We start from the raw sequence: 21787 nt of genomic DNA, 5'->3' as shown, positions 1-21787 counted from the left end.
TGATCACTGAAATGATAATATGATTTTTTCCGAACAGTTTCATGCTGTTATTTTAGTTTATAAGAGATCATTACGCCTCCTCTGTAAGGAAGGATTTCTCCGCTTTTGTTAAATTTCTTAGCCGATTCATATCGCTGGCCCGTATTACGGTCATATCCTTTGTAAAAATCCTGAGAGGTACCGATTGTTGCATACACATCGATATTCCAACGGTCTGATACTTTAAACTGGTAACCGCCTGTAACTCCCAGTATAAATGAAACTCCTTTTTGATATAAGTCTGATGAAACGAAAACTTCATTTTTATCATTAATGTAAGGAGAATTATTCCAATAATTCCATTTTTGAAGTACAAAAGCTGAGCCTGCAATATTCGCGCCTATATACCACTTGCTGAACGCTTCATTGAAATAATACCTGCCTTCGACAGATGCAGAGTAGTATTGGAATTCGTGTCCTGCAAAAGATTTCCAGGGAGATACCAAAACATCGCCCTGTATAGTAATTTTTTGACTCAATTGTTTTTCCAAACCAATATTGATGAGCCCGATCGGCGCCAGAAGTGCATTTCCTTTGATATAAAGACCTTTTTCCTGTTGCTGCTCTTGAGCTGTCAGCATTGCTGTGGACAAGAGGGTGATGGATGCGGTAAGAAATTTGTGTTTTAGCATTATTTTATTTGTTTCAATAATTCTTCTGCAAGCTTGGAGTCCTTATTGGTCTGGACAGCCATATTCTTAGACATTTCTGCGTAGTTTTTGGCCATTTCCTTATTTCCGGTCAGAAAATAAAGCTTTGCAAGAATGTATGTGTTTTCCGGTGTTTCGCTGCGCATTACAGATTTTTCAGCCCATTCTGTAGCTTTCTTTAAAGACGCAGGATTTTTGATATGCTCGCTGAATACCCAGGCCGCTCTGAGCAATTCATTAGGTTCAAATGCATCAGAGTTTTTATAATATACCAGGGCAGCTTTTTCAAATTCTGGAAAATTAGCATTTTGTTCGTAATAGCTTAGCTTTGTTTGGTTCAGTTTGGACTCGGCAAGCTGTTTTCCTACTAAAGGTTCAGCAGTTTTCATGAAATACTCATCGTTGATCCTTTTATTCTTATCATCGATAGACTGCTCTACGATTTTTGAAAGTTTCAATTGGTTATTGAACTCGTTGTAAGTTTCTTCGGGCAGATATTTGATAATTTCAGCCTTTCTTGAGGCAAATGTATTATAGTTGCTGTCTTCCGTTGATTTTACGAAGAACAGGAGAAAGCCTATTTCCTCTTTGGTGATTTCTTCGGTTTTCTTTTTGTTTTCAAAATAACGTTCGGAAGCTTTTTTAGCAAAATCATAATCTGAAGAAGAGTTCAGTTTCATAATGTTGATGAGGAATTCAGGATCTTTTTCTCCTTTGGCAAAACGCTCTTTTAAGGAACCTTTGTTATTACCGGGAGAATTGATATTCTGGGCCATGGCTACGAAAAGCCCCTCATCCATATAACCTGAATTTTGGGATACAAGATCACCCTCACCATTCAGGAACAGATAAGTAGGGTAGGAACGTACTCCATATTTGGCAGCAATTTCCCTTCCTTCCCCTTTTTCCATGTCGAATCTGGCATTAACGAAATTGGTATTGAAATAATCGCCTACCGTTTTTTTGGTGAATACATTTTTTTCCATCATCTTACAGGGTCCGCACCATGAAGCATAGGCATCGACGAAAACAAGTTTTTTTCTTTTTTTGCCTTTGCTATTAAGTCTTTGAACGGTAATTCATGAAACTGGATAGCTTCCTGAGCAAGTATGGCTGCAGAGCAGAAAACAAATATCCCGGAGATGATCTTCCTCATTTTCAAATTAGATTTGTTGGCGAAGATAGGTATTTTCCAAAAAATAGACGGTGAGTTTACCTGGGAAGGCTCTTTATTAACGAAACTTTAAGATTGTTAACCTTTATAGAAAAACAACGTTTACTAATTCCTGGGTATCTTAAAAACAAAAAAACCTCTAAATAAATTAGAGGTTTTAAGTGGTTTCTCCAGGAATCGAACCAGGGACACATGGATTTTCAATCCATTGCTCTACCAACTGAGCTAAGAAACCAATTATTCCGTTGTTTAACGTGGGTGCAAAAATAGAGCTTTTTGAGATATCGTGCAAGTTTTTTTTGCTAAAATGAAGAGTTTTTTTGCAGAGATAATTGTTTAGAATTCAAAACAGAGTATATCTTGTTGAATGTCAGCGTTAATTATTGCAGGCTGTTTTTTACTTTTTTATGTTCTTTACCCCAGGTTTCCAGCTCATCCAGAACGGGGATCAGTTTAATTCCTATTTCGGTTAATTCGTATTCTGCCCGGGGAGGTATTTCTGCATACATTTTCTTTGAGACCAAATGTTCTTCTTCCATTTTCTTAAGCTGCATGGTGAGCATTCTCTCGGTGATGTTGGGAATGCTGTTTTTCAGCTCGGAAAATCTCAGTTTTCTTTGCTTCAGGCAGTAGCAGATAGAAAGTATCCATCTTCCGCTGATCAGATTCACGGCGTAGATTTCCGAGCAGCTTTGTTCTAATTTTTTCTTATTCTCGTTATTCGTTGAAGACTCTTTAATACTCATACTTACATTTTTGTTCGTTCCACACAATTCATTGAGTCTTTGCAGACCCGATATTCATCATATAAATTTACAAAATAAAATAATGGGTGAAAACTTATAGCTATCATCCAAAAATTATACAAATAATGAATTTAAATAGAATTGATAGAGGTCTGAAGGAAAGTATAGACCGTTTTCCTTTTTCACTGGAAATTAATGAAACCGAATTTCTCAGCAATCCTGAGATCATTCAGAAAGAAAAAATACAGCTGGCAAAGGACAACCCTTTCATGGGGCCGGATGATATTAATGTGAACGATATTTTCATAGAAAGCTCTTTTGATCATCACCAGATAAGGCTTCATATTTATCAGCCGAAAAATTTTGATAAGACAAGAACGATCCTCTATTTTCATGGAGGAGGATACGTCTTCGGCCTTCCGGAACAGGTAGATCCCCAGATGTTTGAAATAGCAGAAAATCTAAATGCAACAATTGTTTCGGTTGATTACAGGCTTTCTCCGCAATACAGGTTTCCCATACCGATACTGGAAGGGTTTGATTCGCTGCAGTGGGTAATCAGGAACGGAGCCGAGCAACTTAAAATTGACCCGGAACAGATTGTTGTTTTCGGAGCGAGTGCGGGCGGGCATTTGGCTGCAGCAGTTACCCAGATGGCTAATGATAAAGGAATAAAAAATATAAAACACCAGTTTCTACTATATCCTGTGGTTCATAACAAGCTTGATACGCCTTCCATGAATGAATTCACAGATGCTCCTTTATGGAATAAAAAATATGCAGAAACCGCCTGGCTTCATTTTTTGGGACATGATGATAAAGATAAAAGCATTCGATATGCAGATCTTACGCGTTACGATGATTTCAGTAATCTTCCCGGAACAACAATAGTAGCCTGCGAACTGGATCCTTTAAGGGACGAAAATATAGAATATGCCAGCCTCTTATACCAGGTAGGTGTTAAAACCGAGCTGTGGGTGATCTCTGGTGCATTGCATGTATTTGATTTGTTTGATTGTCCTTTAAATGACAGATATAAGGAATTTCTTTACACCCGTATGTTTAATGATTAAAGAACAGAAAATGACAAAATTAAGGGATAAAAAACCGGCTCTGTTGCTGATTGATATACAAAAAGGATTTTTGGATGAAGAATACTGGGGCGGAAACAGGAATAAGGAAGCGGAAAAGATCAGTGGAATTCTATTGAAAAAGTGGAGGGAACTGGAACTTCCCATTTTCCATATCAGACACAGTTCCGTTAATCCGGAATCCAAGCTGCATGAAACTGATCCGGGATTTCAGTTTAATGACTATGTTCTTCCTCAAAATGATGAGCCTGTTATTACAAAAAATGTAAACAGCGCTTTTATCGGGACTGATTTAAAACAAAGAATAGATCAGCAAGGTATAAATACTCTTGTAATTGCAGGAATAACTACGAATCACTGTGTTTCAACTACTACGAGAATGGCCGGGAATTTTGGATATGAAACCTACGTGGTTTCTGATGCCACAGCAGCGTTTGACAGGATTGGAATTAACGGAGAGAAATATGATGCCGAACTGATTCATCTGACTGCTCTGGCTAATCTGAATGAAGAATTTGCTTCCGTTTGGAATTCAGAAAAGTTATTGCAGGAATTGTAAGGTAAAGAATAAGGTGATTAACTTAAAGGGATATTATTGCTTAAATTCTCAATAGTTTTCTGATAACTTTTATAGCTTTTAAATCCTACGATATATATTAATTCTTCGTCAGGGGTACCTTTATAATGAGGTGATAATTTAAGCTGTTTCAGTTCTTCAATCCTTAAACTATTGATGAAATGGTTGAAATTCATTCCATAGTTCTCATTGATAAAAAGGGATAGATAGGTTCTGTTGGTCCCCATATACTGCGTTACGTCCGATAATTTAAGCTCGCAATTCAGAAAAGGCTTGTGCTCCTGCAGATACCTTTCAAATTTTTCTTTATTGATTACTTCAGAATTATTGATCTTTTTCTTTACATCGGCTTTATGAGGAACGGATGAGGTTAAATAATTATCAGTGAATAAATTATAACTGAAAGTAGTAAGGAGAATAAAAGATATTATATTGAATGAAAAGATACTGGCATTATAAATAGCGGGTATATTGATAGAAATCAAACTCAGCAAAAAGTAGATGATGTTCATGGCTGTTAACAGAAAAACAATCTTTAAAACCGATTGCGCTGAATAAGTTTTATAAAGTATAGATCGATCAGACCCATTATTATGGAAAACGGCAATGGATCTTACAGACAGATATTGATAGAACAGAATGGTGAATAAGCTCATATACAAATCTACATTTCCGGGTTTCCGGAACCATATTATACTGTTTTCCGGATAAGTTTTTTCTATAGCCGGTTCATAATCAATATTCTGCAGTGCGAATGTTATTCCCAATCCTATTGTTAAAATAAGACAGATAGGGAATATATAGTTTTTGATTAAAAAATTCTTATCCCTCAGATTTCTTCCGGTTAACGCAGAGATAAACAGGTTCAGCAGGATAGGAAGTAAAGCCAGGCAAAATAAATTGAAGGCTCTGATACTTTCGATTGGCAGATTGTTATAAACTGAATGAATGATATGGGTTATATGCAGCATTCCCAGTACCAGTAAAAAACAAATACCGATAATGAATACTATTTTTGTTCTAAAAGGATGCTTCTGGCCAATTAATTTTCCCGGAAATAGAAAAACACAGAACACACTTCCGGAAACACAGGCAAAAGAAGACAGGAAAAGCAGATAAGATATCATCCTTTAAAATCTGTTGTTTGTTTTTCAGAGGCAGCTCTTACAGCTCTTAAATAGCTTCTGACACTTCCAAAGCCTGCTATCCGGGCAAGTTCTTCGGTAGATTTATTTTTATGTAAGGTTAATAATTTAAGCTCTTTTACTTCATTTAACCTCCAGTAATTCACAAACTGATTAAAATTCATATCATAGGTGCCGTTTATAAATTTCGACATATAGGTTCTGTTTGTATTAAAAATGAGACTGAGATCATCAATTTTAAAAGTAGGAATAAGATAAGGCTTTTGCTCATGAAAATAAGTTTCAAAATCCTTTTGGCTGAATATGATATTTTTCTGGTCATTTTGCGGTACAACTTCATTCAGATAAGATTCATGGAAAATATGTCCGGTAGGAGCAAGCACTGTATTATTTTTTAAAAGAGGCAGAAAATAATAATTTTTCTCCAATACATTAAATAAAATAATAATAAACAAAAGAGAGCTGAGAGTGAAAAATGTAGGAAGCATAAGGAAGCGATAACCCAGCAATATCTGGAGAGTAATAAGTACAATAAAGCATAGCTTAATTGCCATTAAAGAATAAAGCCAGTTAACAGTTTTATTAATATTCATTGTAATATTCCTTTTTTCTACTTCTCTCCTGTAAGAACGGATATACTTTAACGAAAGGCTGCCATAATATATTTGGTACAATAGGAAATACAATAAACAGTAGGGCATCATATACTGATTCATCTCTGTTTGAGACTTGATTCTGGGATAGAGTAAATAAAAGAAAAATACGGTAACAACAAATAATATAACCGGAAGTGTATAATTGAAGGCAGGTATAATCATTTTTTGTTTTTTGTTCGTTAAAAGAAAAATGAAATGGAAAAATAATACACTAACGCTTGCTGCATACAAAAATATAAAAGGATAAGCCTTCCCTTTTAGCTGTATTGCCTTGGTTTCCCTGAGCCCGATAAACAATCCGAATAAGGCCACAATACCAAAATACACTATTAAAACTTTTTTAATATTATTTTCCCGCTTGCTTTCCTTTTTGTTATAAGAATATATCAGAAGAGTACAGCATACGAGGGCGGGCACCAGACAGGAGTAGAGAAAAAAGTATTAGCAATATTATACACTGCGTTATTATTATCCCCTAAAATATAAATATTTTATTAATATTCAACTAGTTGTTTTCTAATTTACAATTTGTCATTCTTAATTTTGACAGTTTATTAGTTTAAAATCCTGTTGGTTTCATTTTTTTGTGCATTCAAACAAAAAATTATTTCACATGAAAAACTATTCCTTTCTACTTCTTACTTTATTTTCTGCAGGCTTTTATGGACAAGTTGGTATTGGCACGCCAGCGCCAGATAATTCTTCAATCTTACATCTTGATGTTACCTCTTTGCCTCCTGATGGGAAAAAGGTTTTTTAGGGCCAAAAGTTGCCCTTAAAACATCAGTGGATCAAATTACCGTTCCTGCTCCCGCAACAGGATTGCTGGTTTATAATTTAGGGACCGGCGGATTACAGACGGAAGGATATCATTACTGGAACGGAAGTGAATGGAGGGTTTTTAATTCTTCTTCCACAATTACCCCGTCAGTGCAGGGACTTAATTGCTCGGACGCTACTTTCAACCCACCTACTTTTATATCAGGAGTACCTTATAGCGGAGTTATGGTCATTCCATACTCCGGAGGTAATGGCGGAGCTTATGGTGCAGGAACGCCTGTAGCTTCTACAGGCAATACCGGATTAAGTGCAAAATTACGTCCCGGATATCTTTCCAATGGAAACGGGGAGCTGATTTATGATCTTACAGGAGTTCCATCCCAATCCTCTCCCAATCCGGCGATCTTTAATATAAGCTTTCTGAACCAGAACTGTGTGGCAAAACTTACTGGAGACATATTGAGAGTGGGGCAGGTATATGGATATTACAATAGAATCCTGCAGTCGGCAATGGCAGATGGGCAGTATGCCAGTACACTTACATCAGATCTTCCGGTGATAGAAGGGCTTAGAATTGATATCAGGAAAATAACAGGAGGATTTACTTTCGCACCTTATTTATATAATACATCATCAAATGCAATGGGGCTTAACTGGCAGGTGGAAGGATATTCATCAGGAACTACTGTGTCAGCAGCAGGAAATATTGCAGCTAACAGTTATCTAGATGTAGGACAAGGGAATACGGGAAGTTGGAATCCGTCTACAGCAAAAGTACTCAAAATGAATGTTGTCATGAACAAAGCCCGTTGGTACAGAATTGAATTTTACAGTGTATCTGATTCGCAAACGGCACCTACTCCGTCAGATTACCACAATATAAGAATAACTATTCAGCGTTTACAATAATCCAATTGTACGACAATACATAACGCTGTAATTACTCCATATCCCTAACCAAAACATAAAATTCTAAATTCACAAATGAATATATATATTTTTAATATCCGGTTAGGGATAGTTTTAGTTTTAAGACTTGTCTTTTATTTAGGAGATTATAAATTTTCATAAAAAAATTTGCTTTGGTCTGGAATTCAGATAAATACTGAAGAAATTATAAAAACAAAAAAACCTCTAAATAAATTAGAGGTTTTCAAGTGGTTTCTCCAGGAATCGAACCAGGGACACATGGATTTTCAATCCATTGCTCTACCAACTGAGCTAAGAAACCATTATATTTTTGTTGACTTACTTCGTTGTTTTAAAGTGATGCAAAAGTAGTAAGTTTTCTTATATGAAGCAAGTATTAACCGTACTTTTTTTCAATAAAAATAAAACTTACTGATTTTCAGCCGAATTATTTTCCTGTTCTTTTCTGATGTGGTCGCTCATCTCCTCCAGTACAGGCTTTATCGTACTTTCGGGAAGATCGCTGATGCGGATATACATCAATCCATCGATGGCATCATTAAAATTCGGATCTACGTTAAAAGCAATTACTTTTGCATTTTGTTTAATGTACTTTTTGATCAGAACTGGAAGCCTTAATTCAGGTTCAAGATCATCAATGATTTTGTCAAGCTTATTCAGGTCAGATTCCATTTCCTCAAAGAAAATATTTTTATCCCTGTCACGCAGCTTTACTTTATACTCATTTCTTGGGGTAATGTATTGTGCCACTGCCGAATCAAAATAATTCGAACGCATGAATTCAATCATCAGAGATTTGGAAAACTCAGAAAATTTATTCGAAATACTTACACCACCCATCAGGAACTTATGATCCGAATTTCTCAAGCAAACATGAACAATTCCTCTCCAAAGAAGGAAAAGCGGAAGCGGCTTCTGCTGGTATTCTTCACAGATGTATGCACGGCCCATTTCAATCACCTTTTTGAAGAACGGATGAATGTCTTGTTCAAATTCAAATAAAGAACTTGTGTAGAAGCCTTTGATCCCGTATTTCTTCATTACCTCTTTACCTAAAGCCATTCTATAGGCACCGGCAAGCTTCTCTGCGCTGTTGTCCCAAAGGAAAAGATGGTGATAATGCTTGTCATACTCATCCAGGTCAAACGGAAGATTACTTCCTTCGCCCACAGCACGGAAAGTGAGCTCCCTCTGGCGCCCGATCTCTCTCATGACAGAAGGAATTTCTTCGTAAGTCGTGAAGTAGATTTCATAATTTCCGTTACTGAACAGCATTTTATCCGTACCCTTCAGTTTACTGATGTCCTTAAGAATGTCCTCTTTAGGTGTTTCATCAATGATATTCTGTACAATATTTTCTTCTTTTAAAAGAGGAAATTTTACCGTTAAATTTTTAAGATTGATGCTCTGGGCCAATGATTTTCTCTTTTCATAATAAGATTTCATCATGTACACCTTACGCTTCAGGAATTCACCCAGTTCTTCAATGGTTTCCATTTCATCCATTGCTTTTACTGTGATGGGTTTTCCTATTCTTATTCTGATCGGTTTTTCCCTGTCATTCATCATTTCAGCCGGAAGCATCAGAGTCTGTAAACTTGGGTGAAGCTTGGCCACCTGGTAAAAAAGACGGCTGTTCTTAGCATGAAAATATAAAGGCACTACCGGAACCTTAGCCATTCTGATCAGCTTAAGGGCTGGTTTTTCCCAGTCTCTGTCGAGTATTTCTCCGTAAGGATTATTTTTGTTGGATACTTCTCCTGCCGGGAAAATACCTACACATCCTCCATTCTGAAGGTGTTTCAGGGTTTCCCGCATTCCCGAAGTACTGCTGTACGCATCTTTTCTGTTTTCAAACGGATTAACGGAGATCACATACGGCTCCATCGGTTTGATCTTTTCCAGAAGGAAATTTCCCATTACCTTAAAATCCGGACGTACTTCTGAAAGAATTTTGCACATCAATATGCCGTCAATAGCACCCAGCGGATGGTTCGAAACCAGAATAAACGGTCCTGTCTTTGGAATTTTCGCCAGGTCCTCTTCAAAAGCGATATAGCTTAGGTTTCTTTCTCTTACAAATGAGTCGAAAAAATCTTTGCCTTCCTTATCCTTTAATTTGTCGTATAATTTATTTACTTCATTTATTTTGGCAATGCTCATCACGGCAGAGGCAACCGGGTTCTTGAGGAACCCGATTTTGCTTAAGCCGGAAGCTGTGATAAGATCGTTTTTCGAAATTAAACTCATATGTGTTTAGTCGCAGTTAAAATTATTGTGTTACCATTTGAACCGTATTTTTGGAAATCTGTTCCAATAATACATTTTTTTCCTGGTAAAATTTATCAATATGATCCATATTTGCATTTCTTACTGTAAATAAAGATACATTTTTAACTGCTTCGGTTTTAAATATTTTTTGAAGTTCCTCATTAAACTCATCCACATTGCCGAATTTATCTTCCAGACATAAAGCCAGGGAAATAGCAGAATTCTGCATAAGAGACACTTTGATCTTGTATTTGGAAAGGTATCCGAAAATAAGGCTCATATGGTCTTCCGCAATGAAAGAAAAGTCTCGGGTTGATATTTTTAAAAGAACCTGGTTCTCCTTTAATATATAAGACTCTTCATGCTGGTTTTTGTCTGATCCTCCTACTTTCGTGCCTGGTTTGGTAGGATCTACGAAAGATTTTACATAAAAAGGGATATTTTTCTGCTGTAAAGGCTGCAAAGTTTTCGGGTGAATGACACTTGCCCCGTAATAAGCCATTTCAATAGCCTCTTCATAAGAAATATTGGAAAGAAGAGAAACATCATTGAATTTTCTCGGGTCCCCGGTCATTACGCCCGGTACATCCTTCCAGATCGTCATGGCATCGGCATTCAGGCAATACGCAAAAATAGCGGCAGAATAGTCAGAACCTTCTCTTCCTAAAGTTACCGTGAAATTATTATCATCAGAACCGATGAAACCCTGTGTTACGTAGCAGATATCCTTATTCAGCGTTGAAATGAATTCCTCTGTTTTGGCCCAGTCTACCACACCTTCCCTGTAAGAACTGTCGGTTTTGATAAAATCTCTGGCATCCAGCCATTGATTGGTAAACTGAATTTCGTTCAGGTATTCGCTTAGGATTTTAGTAGAGATCATTTCCCCGCAGCTTACCACCTGATCATAGACGAAGCTGTAATTAGGAGATTTGTTTCTTCTTAAGAAAGAATCGATATCATCAAAAAATAAATTGATCTCGGCAAAAACTGCATGGTTTTCAGGAAACAGACCTTCCGCAATCTCGATGTGTTTTCGTTTTATCTTTTCAATCTCAGTTTGATAGTTATCTTTCTTGAAATAAAGTTCTACAACCTTTTCCAACTCATTGGTCGTTTTGCCCATTGCTGATATCACCAGCAGACATTTGGCAAATCCCTGGCTTTGTAATACCATGGACACATTTTTTACACTTTCGGCATCTTTCACAGATGCGCCACCAAACTTGAAAATTTTCATTAATTTGTTTAAAATAAAATTGTTAGATTAAAAATTACATGAGTTTTTTACGGACGTCAAAATTAGACAATTACAACGAGATATGAAAGTATCTCCCTTTGGGAAGGAATTAAGATTTTATTAAAATTGAGACTTGATGAATATTATCAGAATTTCATTGATTTATTATCATCAAATGGGGATTAATCAGGTCATGATAATTTTAAGGATACCCTTTTGTTGGTTGTGTATCAGGTTGAAATACAGGGTGTAAGGTGTTTTCTAACAAAAGCTTTCTTTCTCCGATAAATTTTCCGAAATTTGGGGAAAACGTAAAAAGAAAAATATGTCAAATCAACCATTACAGACTTTAGGAGAATTTCTTATTGATAAACAGGACGACTTTCAGTATTCTACGGGTGAATTTTCCCGTCTGCTAAGTGCGATAAGATTGGCTTCAAAAGTGGTAAACAGAGAAGTAAATAAAGCCGGAATTGTAGATATAACAGGAGCTGCCGGAAATCAGAATATCCAGGGGGAAGAGCAGCAGAAACTTGATGTGATTGCCAATGAGATTTTTATTACAGCTTTGTCTCAGAGAGAGGTTGTTTGTGGTATTGCTTCTGAGGAAAATGATGATTTTATTGACATTAAATGCGGCGAAAACGGCCACCTGAGTAAATATGTTGTTCTGATTGATCCTCTTGACGGATCTTCCAATATTGATGTGAATGTTTCCGTAGGAACCATTTTTTCTATTTACAGAAGAGTGACAGAACCGGGAACTCCGGTCCAGTTAGAAGATTTTCTTCAGAAAGGGATAAACCAGATTGCTGCCGGATATGTAATTTATGGTTCTTCTACCATGATTGTTTATACTACAGGAAATGGAGTAAACGGTTTTACGCTGGATCCATCTCTGGGAACCTATTACCTTTCTCATCCGAACATGACGTTTCCTACAAATGGAAAAATCTATTCCATCAACGAAGGAAATTATATTAAGTTTCCTCAGGGGGTAAAGAATTATCTTAAATACTGTCAGATGGAAGAAGGAGACCGTCCTTATACTTCAAGATATATCGGTTCTTTGGTGGCAGATTTCCACAGAAATATGCTGAAGGGAGGAATTTATATTTATCCGTCTTACTCCCAGGCTCCGAACGGAAAACTAAGGCTGCTGTACGAATGTAATCCTATGGCATTCCTTGCAGAACAGGCTGGAGGAAAGGCTACGGACGGCTTCAGAAGAATCCTTGAAGTAGAACCTACGGAACTTCACCAGAGGATCCCGTTTTTCTGCGGAAGTATCCAAATGGTGGAAAAAGCTGAGGAATTTATGAGGATTGACAGTGTAAAATAATGACAGCAAAATATTTCAGATATTTATTGGAATTCAAACGCCCGAGCGGAACATCTCGCGGCGTTTTGCATGAAAAGGAAACCTTTATTTTCGAAGTTGAAGAAAACGGGAAAAAAGGGACGGGGGAATGTGCCGTATTCAGAGGATTAAGTTTTGATGACAGGCCGGATTATGAAGAGAAGCTGCAATGGCTTTGCGACAATATCAACCAGGATGACCAGTATCTGAAAGAACAGCTGATGGAATTTCCTTCAATATGGTTTGGATATGAACAGGCAATTTTAAATCTGAAGCACGGAGATCATCTGTATTTTCCAGGTGAATTTACCGAAGGAAAAGCGTCTATTATGATCAACGGACTAATTTGGATGGGAGATATTGATTATATGGAAGAACAGATCAGGGAAAAGCTTCAATTAGGATTTCACTGTATCAAACTGAAAATTGGAGTTGACTGGAAATCTGAGCACAGAATTCTTCAGGAATTAAGGGCAAAATTTTCAAAAGATGATCTGGAGCTTCGCGTAGATGCCAATGGCGGATTCAGCAGGGAAGAGGCGGAGATTGTTTTGCGCCAGCTTGCAGACCTTCATATCCATTCTATCGAGCAGCCGATAAAAGCCGGGAACTGGAATGATATGGCATCATTGTGTGCCGGAACTCCTACACCGATAGCTTTGGACGAAGAACTGATCGGGATTACTGATCCTGTTGAAAAGAAAAAGCTTTTAGAAAGCATTAAGCCACAATATGTTATTCTAAAGCCTGCTCTGGTAGGAGGTTTTTCAGGTTCAGACGAATGGATTTCTCTTGCGGAGGAGCAGAATATCGGCTGGTGGATCACCTCTGCTCTGGAAAGTAATATAGGCCTCAATGCTATTGCACAGTATACCTTCACAAAGAAAAATCCGATGCCGCAAGGTTTGGGCACCGGATCTCTATTTGTAAATAATTTTGAATCAAGTCTGGAACTCAGAAATGAGTTGTTATGGTTCAAAATATAGCCTTAATAGCTATGCAAATGAAGGAGGAGAATCTGCACAGGTTGGGCTACCCGCATGCTCAGCATCCCATGATCTGCAACATCTGAGTTTGGGATCCCAACTGTTGCATCCGATAGGAACAATTCCTCCTTTGATAACTTTTAAATCTGATTTGTTAAGTTTTCTCATGTGTTTCATAATAAAAGATTTTAATTTGTTTGGTAAGTAAATATCAACCTCTTTTTTTATTTCACAAGAATTTAACTTTAATTAACTAAATTCACTCCAAGAGGACTTAATTCCGAGGCTAAAGTCTTATTTTACGAACACAATTTTGAAAAAAGTATAATATATGAAAAACTGCTTCTAAATTGTAATAGAAGGTATTTCATATGTCAAACTAGGGTAAAGTAATACTAGGCTCGGATAAGCTTCTTGTTTATGAGTTAACATTCATTTTAAATCACGTCTTTTACGAAAATTGCTTCCTTAATATATCTCACTATATAAGAAAACTTGTTTTTAATTCTTTTCATGATAAAAGTGTATTTCTCGTTGTAATGAAATTTACAATCTTTATGCCAACTTAAGCACAGACTTTAAAGTTTAACATATGATTAATTTCATAACATTTTTTTAATTAATAATTAAGAAATAATTGTGAAAATATTTTCGTTATTTTTTAATCTTCCTGTGATTAAATTTCTATCAATTCCATATAAATTCTGAAAAATATCTTTTTGTACCACAGAGCTGGAAAGATATCCCCAATGGTTTCCGACTTCATATTTAAAGCTCTTCAGAATATCGTCTTCTACAAAAGTGCAGTCGATAACAGAAACAATATCTTTCAGCTTTTCAATATCACTTGGGCCGTTCTTGCCTAATCTTGGGGTAAGAATATTCTTGGTAAATTGTGAAATTCCAAGGATCGTATCTTTCCGGTTCAGATAAATAGAAATGCGGTTGGCAAGCAGGGGAAGCTTGTTATATGAATCTTCAGAATCTTCGAAAACCTTATAGGACACATCGGCATTTAAAAGTAGAACCTGATCGATAACACGCAGGATATTTTCTCTCTTAAGGCTGTACAGCATGCTTTGAAGAACTCTGTTTCCAAGAGAATGAGCCATGAGGTGGATTCTTTGGTTGCAGGGAGCCAGATCCCGGTTTGAAAAAATATCCTTTAAAAACTGGGTGTAAAAATAGAAAAGCCTCATCAGCGATGATCCCGAATTAATGCTTGAAGCTTTATCATCGAAATAAGTCAGTGGTACAAGGCTGCTAGAAGCGGGCCAGCTTACAAAAAGGATATGCTCTACAGGTGATTCCGGATGATCTATGTATAGTTTTTTAAGGTCAATGATGGCTTTGAGTTCATCATCAAAGTCATAAGCATATCCATGAATGAAAATCAGGACATCACTTCTGTCTTTGGTTGAGGACATGTTTTTATACAGTTCATAAAACATTCTTTGTGTCCCGCCAAGATTATTGGCTGTCAGCTTAGATTCTTTAATGCCTTTTTCGCTCTGTAGGACTTCCAGAACTTCCTCATAGCCTTGTTTTTCAGGCTCGGAAAATAGCTTGTAATCTAATATATTGCGGTTGGTATAGTCTTTTTCTTTTTGGCAGCAGCCGTTGGTTCTTGGTAGGTGTCAAAATTACATTTGGCAATCCTGAAATTGGGAATAGAGTATTCATCATTGGAAAATGAATCTGCTTTTTCGCCCTTATGCCGGACGATCTTACGATTGCTTAAGATATAAACAGCCATAGTCGGTAATTTTTAGAAACGGTTTTTAGTTTTATCTAAATTAATCAAAAAAGTTTGAATTATCATCGGATTACCACTAAATTATCATTTCCGTAAGCCCTAAATTTTCCGTAACTTTGTGAAACTTTTTTTATAAAAGCTAATTTAAATGGAAGAAGAAAAAAATCACTCAATTTTATTGAGCAAATTATTGAAGATGACTTGGCAAACGGACTGAAAAAAGACCAGATCCGTTTCCGTTTTCCCCTGAACCCAATGGATATCTGCACATAGGCCATACAAAGGCTATTTGCATCAACTTTGGTTTGGGAGAAAAATACAACGCTCCCGTAAACCTTCGTTTCGACGATACAAACCCTGAAAAAGAAGAGCAGGAATTTGTAGATTCTATCAAGAAAGACGTTGAATGGCTTGGTTTTAAATGGGATAAAGAGCTGTATGCATCCGATTACTTCCAGCAGCTTTATGAATGGGCCGTACAGATGATCAAAGAACGAAAAGCTTATGTAGATGAGCAGCCGTCTGAAGTGATTACCGAGCAGAGAAAAAATCCGGCAGAACCGGGAATAGAGTCTCCTTACAGAAACCGTCCTGTTGAAGAATCTTTAGATTTATTCGAAAGGATGAAAAACGGTGAATTTGAAAGCGGCTCAATGTCTCTCCGTGCAAAGATCGACATGACTTCGCCCAATATGAACATGCGTGACCCTGTGATGTACAGAATTCTGAACAAACCTCACCACAGAACCGGAACTGCATGGAAAATATACCCTATGTACGACTGGGCGCACGGTGAATCTGATTATATTGAACAAATTTCGCATTCGCTGTGCTCTTTGGAGTTTGAAAACCATAGACCGCTTTACGATTGGTATCTGGATCAGGTATATGATGAAGCCAAAGTAAGAAATAAGCAGAGAGAATTTGCAAGGATGAATGTTTCTTACATGATTACCTCCAAGAGAAAGCTTCAAAGACTTGTGGCTGAGAAAGTAGTGACAGGCTGGGACGATCCTAGAATGCCTACTATCTCGGGAATGAGAAGAAAAGGTTTCACACCGGCTTCTATCAAAAACTTTATTGAAAAAGTAGGAGTTGCGAAGAGAGAAAACCTGATTGAGATTCAGTTACTGGATTTCTGCGTACGTGAAGATCTGAACAAGGTTGCCAAACGCGTAATGGCAGTGGTGGATGCCGTAAAACTGGTTATTGAAAATTATCCTGAAGGTAAGGAAGAATGGCTTGAAACTGAAAATAATCCTGAACAGGAAAATGCAGGCACAAGAGAAATTCCTTTCTCAAGAGAATTATATATCGAAAGAGAAGACTTTAAAGAAGAAGCAAACAATAAATTCTTCAGACTGAAATTGGGCGGCGAAGTTCGTTTAAAATCAGCTTATATCATCAAAGCAGAAAGGGTAGAGAAGGATGAGAACGGCGAGATCACTACGATCTATGCTACATATGATGAAAAAAGCAAGTCAGGAAGCGGAACAGAAGAAAGCTTAAGAAAGGTAAAAGGTACGCTACACTGGGTATCTGCCACTCATGCCATCCCGGTAGATGTAAGAATCTATGACAAACTCTTTACCGTTGAGCAGCCTGATGCTGAAAAAGATGTGGATTTCCTAAACTTCATCAATCCGGAATCAGTAACTGTTATTAAAGGATTTGCAGAACCAAGCCTGAAAGATGTGGCGGTAGGAGAACCGCTTCAATTCCAGAGAATAGGGTATTTTACCAAAGATCAGGATTCTACGGCTGATCACTTGGTATTTAACCGTACCGTAACATTGAAGGACTCTTTTAAACCAGAATAATCTTAAATGATCTGATATATAAAAGGCAGGACTTCCCAAAGTCCTGCCTTTTTTGTTTTAATAAGTATAAATATGAATTCCTTGTAATGAGGTATATTTTTCTTTCTATCCATAATATCGATAAAAAGAAGAGATTTAGGAAAAGCCATACAGGCTGTTTTTTCTAATTTTATACCTTACTTGGTTTTCTTCAAAAAATAATATTGTGAAATTAATTAGCGTATATACGAGTTCTTTCAAAGGACTTTCGGAAGAGAGCTGGATGCTGGCTCTGGTTATGCTCATCAACCGTGCCGGCTCTATGGTACTTCCGTTTTTAGGAGTGTACATGACGGGTTATCTTCATTTCAGTATAGAAAATTCAGGAATTATCCTTAGCTTTTTCGGGATAGGTTCCGTATTGGGTTCATGGCTGGGAGGGCTGATCACTGATAAAATTGGAGAATATCGTGTTCAGAGTCTGAGTTTACTTCTTAGTGTGCCTTTATTTTGCTTAATCCCGCTTTTCAAAACAGAAGCAGGGCTGGCAGCTATTATTTTAATCCAGAGTATCGTCAGTGAGACTTTCCGTCCTGCCAATTCAGTAGCCATTACTAAATATGCTAAGCCTGAAAACATTACGCGGGCTTTTTCACTCAACCGGATGGCTGTTAACCTTGGTTTTTCAATCGGTCCTGCTTTGGGAGGGATATTGTCTGCCATTTCCTATGAATTTTTATTCTTCACCAATGCACTGGCGGCACTGTTAGCTGGATTAATGTACATCAGATTCTTCGGAAAACGGAATAAGCAGGCTTCATTGAAGCCGAAAAAAGTAAAGGAAGCCGTTGCTGTTAGAAAAGAGAATTCTCCTTACCGCGATGGGAAATTCCTGCTCTACAGCTTTTTCTGTATGCTTTTTTCGATTTGTTTTTTTCAGCTGTTCAGTACACTGACTATCTTTTATAAGGACACGGCCCATTTAAGTCAGCAAAGTATAGGATATATCCTGGGGTACAGCGGATTTCTGATCGTACTGTTGGAAATGGGCTTTGTACAGGTTGCTGAAAAATATTTCAGCCTTGCCTTTACCTTGTTTATAGGAACTGTATTGTGCGGGATATCTTATGCGATGCTGGCTTTTGATTATTCTGTCCTGACCCTTGTTGTTTCCATGACGCTTCTGTGTATCGGAGAGATCTGGACCCTTCCGTTTATATCTACAATAACTGCTTTACGCTCAGGTGAAAATAATCAAGGAGCTTATATGGGACTGAACGGGATATCGGTTGCCCTGGCTTTTATCATTACCCCATATGTCGGGACAATGACTGCAGACCGGTTCGGATTCAATATGCTCTGGATAGGAACCGGGCTGGTAGCTGTAGCTATTGCTGCCGGGTTTTATTTTGTGATTCCGTGGATGCTTAAAAAAGAGAAATTAAAAGCTAAAATTCGTAGGTTTTTACACCGTGCATAAAAATTACAGTAAAACTTTGCTAGCTTTGTGCTGATGATGAGATTATCAGCATTCTTTTTTATGTTCGCTGCACCATTTTTCTTTTCACAGAAAAAGGATACTGCTGTTCTTATATCTGAGGTGAAAATTGATGCCTATAAAAAGCCGGCCCCCTTTATGGCATCTACAAAATCCGTGACCGTTGTTTCTGAAAACCTACTGGAACTGAACCCTCCGGAAAGACTTCTGGAAGCTGTCAATCAGATTGCAGGAGCCAGAATGGAAGAGCGTTCCCCGGCCAGCTACAGGATATCCATACGGGGAAGCACTTTGAGATCTCCCTTTGGAGTGCGGAATATCAAAGTTTATCTGGATGATTTCATTTTGTCGGATGCCTCAGGGAATACCTATTTTAATGTGATTTCCCCGAAACTTATCAACAGGATGGAAGTCTATAAAGGACCAGAGAGTGGAGATTACGGAGCTGTCACAGGTGGAACGGTGCTTTTACAAACCAGAAGGGCTGATCATTTATCTGCCGGGATTTCAATAGGAAGTTACGGAACTTTTGAACAGAATTTTGATATTGCCCGTCAGTCAGGAAAACATTTCTTTGAGCTTTTTCAAAACTATTACCAGACAGATTCTTACCGAGAGCAGTCAGCTGTGAAAAGGAAGCAGATCTATCTTAAAGATCGTTTTACCTACGCTTCCGGAGCTTCACTCAATGCAATATTACTGCTTTCTGATCTGGATTATGAAACTCCGGGCGGATTAACCCTACAACAGATGGAATCTGACAGGAAACAGGCGAGACCTGTTGCCGGCGCATTTCCGGGAGCAAAGGAACAGCATGCGGGAATCCGTAATAAAATGATCTTGGCAGGAATTTCGCATGAAACTGCTATTAACTCCTACTTTTCACACTTTCTTTTAGTACAGGGCTCTTATATAGATTTTAAAAATCCTTTCATCACGAATTTTGAAAACAGATTTGAAAGAAATTTTGCCCTGAGGACTCATTTGAATTTTGAAAAAAACTGGGACCATATATCTCTTGCCTGGAGATTGGGATTTGAGGGAGGAAGTCAGAATATTCTGGTTAAAAATTACAATAACAATAAAGGAATGCAGGGCAATCCTCAGAATTTCGATCAGTTAAAAAACAACTCAGGCTTTTATTTCCTGTCACAAAAACTGAATTTTAATGAAAAGCTTTTTAGTGATATTTCTGTAAGCTTAAATTCCAATTCTTACGAGTGGGAAAGAATGTATCCGGTTTCAGAAGAAGGAAGGGTCAAATTCAAAAAACAGTGGCTTCCGAACATTGGAATTACTTATCTGCTGGGAAAAGGCTTTTCGGTAAGAGGAAAAGCAGGAAAAGGCAATTCGGCTCCTACGAGTGAAGAGATCCGGTCTTCCAATCAGGAGTTTAATGCTGATCTTGTTCCTGAATATGGCTGGAATAAAGAGATTGGAATAAGAAAGCAGTTTGGAAATGCTGTTTTTGTTGAAGGAAGCTATTTTGATTTCAGGATGAAAGATGCCATCGTACGGAGACAGAATGAAAGCGGACAGGAATATTTTGCCAATCAGGGAAATATTACCCAAAAAGGCGTGGAAATTCTTTTGGAGTCTAAAAGCTTTAATCTTAAAAATGACCTGTTCAGCAGTTTTAAGTTCCGGTTTTCCGGAAGTTTCTATGATTTTAAATTCAAAAATTACAAACAGCTGGATAATGATTTTTCAGGAAATGAAGTGACAGGAGTTCCGAAAACATCGGTAAGCAGTTTATTTAATTTTGTTTTTTTTAAAAAGCTTAGTGTAGGCTATTCTCATTACTACACCTCAAAAATACCTTTGAATGATGCCAACTCTGTATGGTCGGAATCAAGCTTTGTAGGAAATATCCGCATGGGAATCCCGATAAAGATTGACCGTGCCCAACTGAATGTGCACCTTCAGATTCAGAACCTTTACAATACAGAGTACGTTGCCGGTTTTGATATCAATGCTTTTGGAAACCGGTTTTACAATCCGGCTGCAAAAAGAAACTTTATGTTCGGGGCAAACGTAGAATTTTAGGAGATCCCGGTTACGCCTCAGAAACGAATATTACCTGGAAAGTATATTTCCTACGATCATCTGTGCATGAACGCGTGAGTTTTCTATAAACCAAAGGTGGGTGTCTTTTCCTCCGCAGACCACGCCGGCCAGATACAAACCTGGGACGTTGGTTTCCATGGTTTCAGGATGATATAGCGGATTGAGACAGTCACCCTGCAGTTCTATTCCTGAGTTTCTTAAAAATTCGAAATCGGGAAGATAACCTGTCAGTGCCAGAACAAAATCATTCTCAATTTCCCTGATTTCACCGTTTCCATCTTTGAAAATGACTGTGTTTTCAGTAATTTCTATCATTTCCGAATTAAAATAAGCTTTAATGCTTCCTTCTGCAATTCTGTTTTCGATATCCGGTTTTACCCAGTATTTTACATTTTCTGAGATTCCGGAGTGGCGGATAATCATCGTTACATCCGCACCTTTACGGTAGGTTTCCAGAGCAGCATCCACTGCGGAATTGCTTGATCCTACCACAACCACTTTCTGCTTGGCATAAGGATAGGGTTCCGTATAATAATGTTTAACCTTCGGCAGGTTTTCCCCAGTAATGTTCATCAGGTTTGGAATGTCATAAAATCCTGTGGAGATAATCACATTTTTTGCTTTATACACTGCTTTTGAGGTCTCAATATCAAAGATATTACCCGTCTTGGAAACTTTCAGGACTTTTTCATACAGATTAATATTCAGTTCTTTTTGGCGGGCAATTCCCTGGTAATACTCAAGAGCCTCCTGCCTTCCGGGTTTAGGAGCCGTTGAAATGAAGGGAATGCCATCTATTTCAAGTTTTTCTGCTGATGAAAAAAACGCATGTATAAAGGATAATGATATAAGGAATTCACGATGGTTCCTTTTTCTATGATCAGATAAGTCAGGTTATTTTTCTGAGCTTCAAGAGCACAGTTGAGACCGATAGGTCCGCCTCCGATGATGAGGATGTCTAAAATTTCCATAAGACAAATGTACTGAAAACGGTAATATGAGTTGAAAAATAAGCAACAGAA

18 protein-coding genes, 2 tRNA genes and 2 pseudogenes are annotated in these 21787 nt (G+C 37.6%); 9 read left to right on the top strand and 13 right to left on the bottom strand.

Annotated elements, in window-relative coordinates; translation table 11 throughout:
• Positions 1-47: 47 nt before the first annotated feature.
• The 4 genes from N4G44_RS14795 to N4G44_RS14780 all read right to left on the bottom strand — a co-directional run bounded on the left by N4G44_RS14795 (position 48) and on the right by N4G44_RS14780 (position 2609).
• Positions 48-671 (bottom strand): DUF3575 domain-containing protein, encoded by a 624-nt coding sequence (locus N4G44_RS14795; protein ID WP_474927991.1) that lies wholly within the window; start codon positions 669-671, stop codon positions 48-50.
• Entirely contained in the window at positions 671-1768 is a 1098-nt protein-coding gene (locus tag N4G44_RS14790; protein WP_474928346.1) for a thioredoxin family protein, read from the bottom strand. The genes N4G44_RS14795 and N4G44_RS14790 overlap by 1 nt, the downstream gene beginning before the upstream one ends.
• A 257-nt stretch (positions 1769-2025) precedes the next feature.
• A tRNA-Phe gene (locus N4G44_RS14785) sits at positions 2026-2098 on the bottom strand.
• A gap of 145 nt (positions 2099-2243) precedes the next feature.
• Entirely contained in the window at positions 2244-2609 is a 366-nt protein-coding gene (locus N4G44_RS14780) for a winged helix-turn-helix transcriptional regulator (RefSeq protein WP_474927989.1), read from the bottom strand.
• A gap of 125 nt (positions 2610-2734) precedes the next feature.
• Here N4G44_RS14780 and N4G44_RS14775 point away from each other — a divergent pair, with 125 nt between their 5' ends.
• On the top strand, positions 2735-3682 hold the full coding sequence (locus N4G44_RS14775; RefSeq protein ID WP_474927988.1) for an alpha/beta hydrolase: 948 nt from the start codon (positions 2735-2737) through the stop codon (positions 3680-3682).
• Between the two features lie 10 nt (positions 3683-3692).
• Positions 3693-4259: a cysteine hydrolase family protein gene (locus N4G44_RS14770; RefSeq protein ID WP_474927987.1), complete on the top strand. Its 567-nt coding sequence runs from the start codon at positions 3693-3695 to the stop codon at positions 4257-4259.
• 17 nt (positions 4260-4276) lie between these two features.
• Here N4G44_RS14770 and N4G44_RS14765 read toward each other — a convergent pair whose 3' ends face one another.
• Positions 4277-5404 (bottom strand): helix-turn-helix domain-containing protein, encoded by a 1128-nt coding sequence (locus N4G44_RS14765; RefSeq protein ID WP_474927985.1) that lies wholly within the window; start codon positions 5402-5404, stop codon positions 4277-4279.
• Positions 5401-5805, bottom strand: a complete 405-nt coding sequence (locus N4G44_RS14760; protein ID WP_474927983.1) for a helix-turn-helix domain-containing protein — start codon at positions 5803-5805, stop codon at positions 5401-5403. Before N4G44_RS14760 ends, N4G44_RS14765 begins: the two co-directional genes overlap by 4 nt.
• A gap of 886 nt (positions 5806-6691) precedes the next feature.
• Between N4G44_RS14760 and N4G44_RS14755 the strand changes: the two genes are divergently transcribed.
• Both N4G44_RS14755 and N4G44_RS14750 read left to right on the top strand, forming a co-directional pair.
• The gene (locus N4G44_RS14755; protein ID WP_474927981.1) at positions 6692-6838 is read left to right on the top strand and encodes a hypothetical protein; all 147 of its coding nucleotides are present in this window, start codon (positions 6692-6694) and stop codon (positions 6836-6838) included.
• Positions 6839-6864: 26 nt separating this feature from the next.
• Complete coding sequence (locus tag N4G44_RS14750) at positions 6865-7767, top strand: hypothetical protein (RefSeq protein ID WP_474927979.1); 903 nt, start codon at positions 6865-6867, stop codon at positions 7765-7767.
• A 249-nt stretch (positions 7768-8016) separates the two neighbouring features.
• Here the strand turns inward: N4G44_RS14750 and N4G44_RS14745 are convergent.
• The 3 genes from N4G44_RS14745 to N4G44_RS14735 form a co-directional block, all read right to left on the bottom strand.
• Positions 8017-8089: transfer RNA gene (locus N4G44_RS14745), tRNA-Phe, on the bottom strand.
• Positions 8090-8196: 107 nt separating this feature from the next.
• Positions 8197-10038: a lysophospholipid acyltransferase family protein gene (locus N4G44_RS14740; RefSeq protein ID WP_474927977.1), complete on the bottom strand. Its 1842-nt coding sequence runs from the start codon at positions 10036-10038 to the stop codon at positions 8197-8199.
• A gap of 22 nt (positions 10039-10060) precedes the next feature.
• Positions 10061-11299 carry an aspartate kinase gene (locus N4G44_RS14735; RefSeq protein WP_474927976.1) on the bottom strand — a complete coding sequence of 413 codons (1239 nt, stop codon included), beginning with the start codon at positions 11297-11299 and terminating at the stop codon, positions 10061-10063.
• A gap of 325 nt (positions 11300-11624) precedes the next feature.
• Here N4G44_RS14735 and fbp point away from each other — a divergent pair, with 325 nt between their 5' ends.
• Both fbp and N4G44_RS14725 read left to right on the top strand, forming a co-directional pair.
• Positions 11625-12641, top strand: a complete 1017-nt coding sequence (gene fbp, locus N4G44_RS14730) for a class 1 fructose-bisphosphatase (RefSeq protein ID WP_040998657.1) — start codon at positions 11625-11627, stop codon at positions 12639-12641.
• On the top strand, positions 12641-13645 hold the full coding sequence (locus N4G44_RS14725; RefSeq protein ID WP_474927975.1) for an o-succinylbenzoate synthase: 1005 nt from the start codon (positions 12641-12643) through the stop codon (positions 13643-13645). Before fbp ends, N4G44_RS14725 begins: the two co-directional genes overlap by 1 nt.
• Before the next feature lie 9 nt (positions 13646-13654).
• On the opposite strand, the gene N4G44_RS14720 is transcribed toward N4G44_RS14725, so the two are convergent.
• From N4G44_RS14720 to N4G44_RS14710, 3 genes are all read right to left on the bottom strand, one after another.
• The gene (locus N4G44_RS14720) at positions 13655-13813 is read right to left on the bottom strand and encodes a hypothetical protein (protein ID WP_474927974.1); all 159 of its coding nucleotides are present in this window, start codon (positions 13811-13813) and stop codon (positions 13655-13657) included.
• 458 nt (positions 13814-14271) lie between these two features.
• Complete coding sequence (locus N4G44_RS14715; protein ID WP_474927972.1) at positions 14272-15072, bottom strand: alpha/beta hydrolase; 801 nt, start codon at positions 15070-15072, stop codon at positions 14272-14274.
• Positions 15073-15218: 146 nt separating this feature from the next.
• Positions 15219-15401 carry a hypothetical protein gene (locus tag N4G44_RS14710; RefSeq protein WP_474927971.1) on the bottom strand — a complete coding sequence of 61 codons (183 nt, stop codon included), beginning with the start codon at positions 15399-15401 and terminating at the stop codon, positions 15219-15221.
• A 132-nt stretch (positions 15402-15533) separates the two neighbouring features.
• Here N4G44_RS14710 and N4G44_RS14705 point away from each other — a divergent pair.
• The 3 genes and pseudogenes from N4G44_RS14705 to N4G44_RS14695 all read left to right on the top strand — a co-directional run bounded on the left by N4G44_RS14705 (position 15534) and on the right by N4G44_RS14695 (position 20744).
• A pseudogene (locus N4G44_RS14705) lies at positions 15534-17221 on the top strand (glutamine--tRNA ligase/YqeY domain fusion protein).
• Positions 17222-17483: 262 nt separating this feature from the next.
• The gene (locus N4G44_RS14700) at positions 17484-18680 is read left to right on the top strand and encodes an MFS transporter (protein ID WP_474928345.1); all 1197 of its coding nucleotides are present in this window, start codon (positions 17484-17486) and stop codon (positions 18678-18680) included.
• 156 nt (positions 18681-18836) lie between these two features.
• On the top strand, positions 18837-20744 hold the full coding sequence (locus N4G44_RS14695; protein ID WP_474927969.1) for a TonB-dependent receptor: 1908 nt from the start codon (positions 18837-18839) through the stop codon (positions 20742-20744).
• Between the two features lie 30 nt (positions 20745-20774).
• Here the strand turns inward: N4G44_RS14695 and N4G44_RS14690 are convergent.
• Positions 20775-21736: pseudogene (locus N4G44_RS14690) on the bottom strand (YpdA family putative bacillithiol disulfide reductase).
• Between the last annotated feature and the right edge of the window lie 51 nt (positions 21737-21787).

The sequence above is a fragment of the Chryseobacterium sp. GTID13 genome, assembly GCF_056172655.1.
This window is presented reverse-complemented; position numbering and strand designations above follow the sequence as displayed.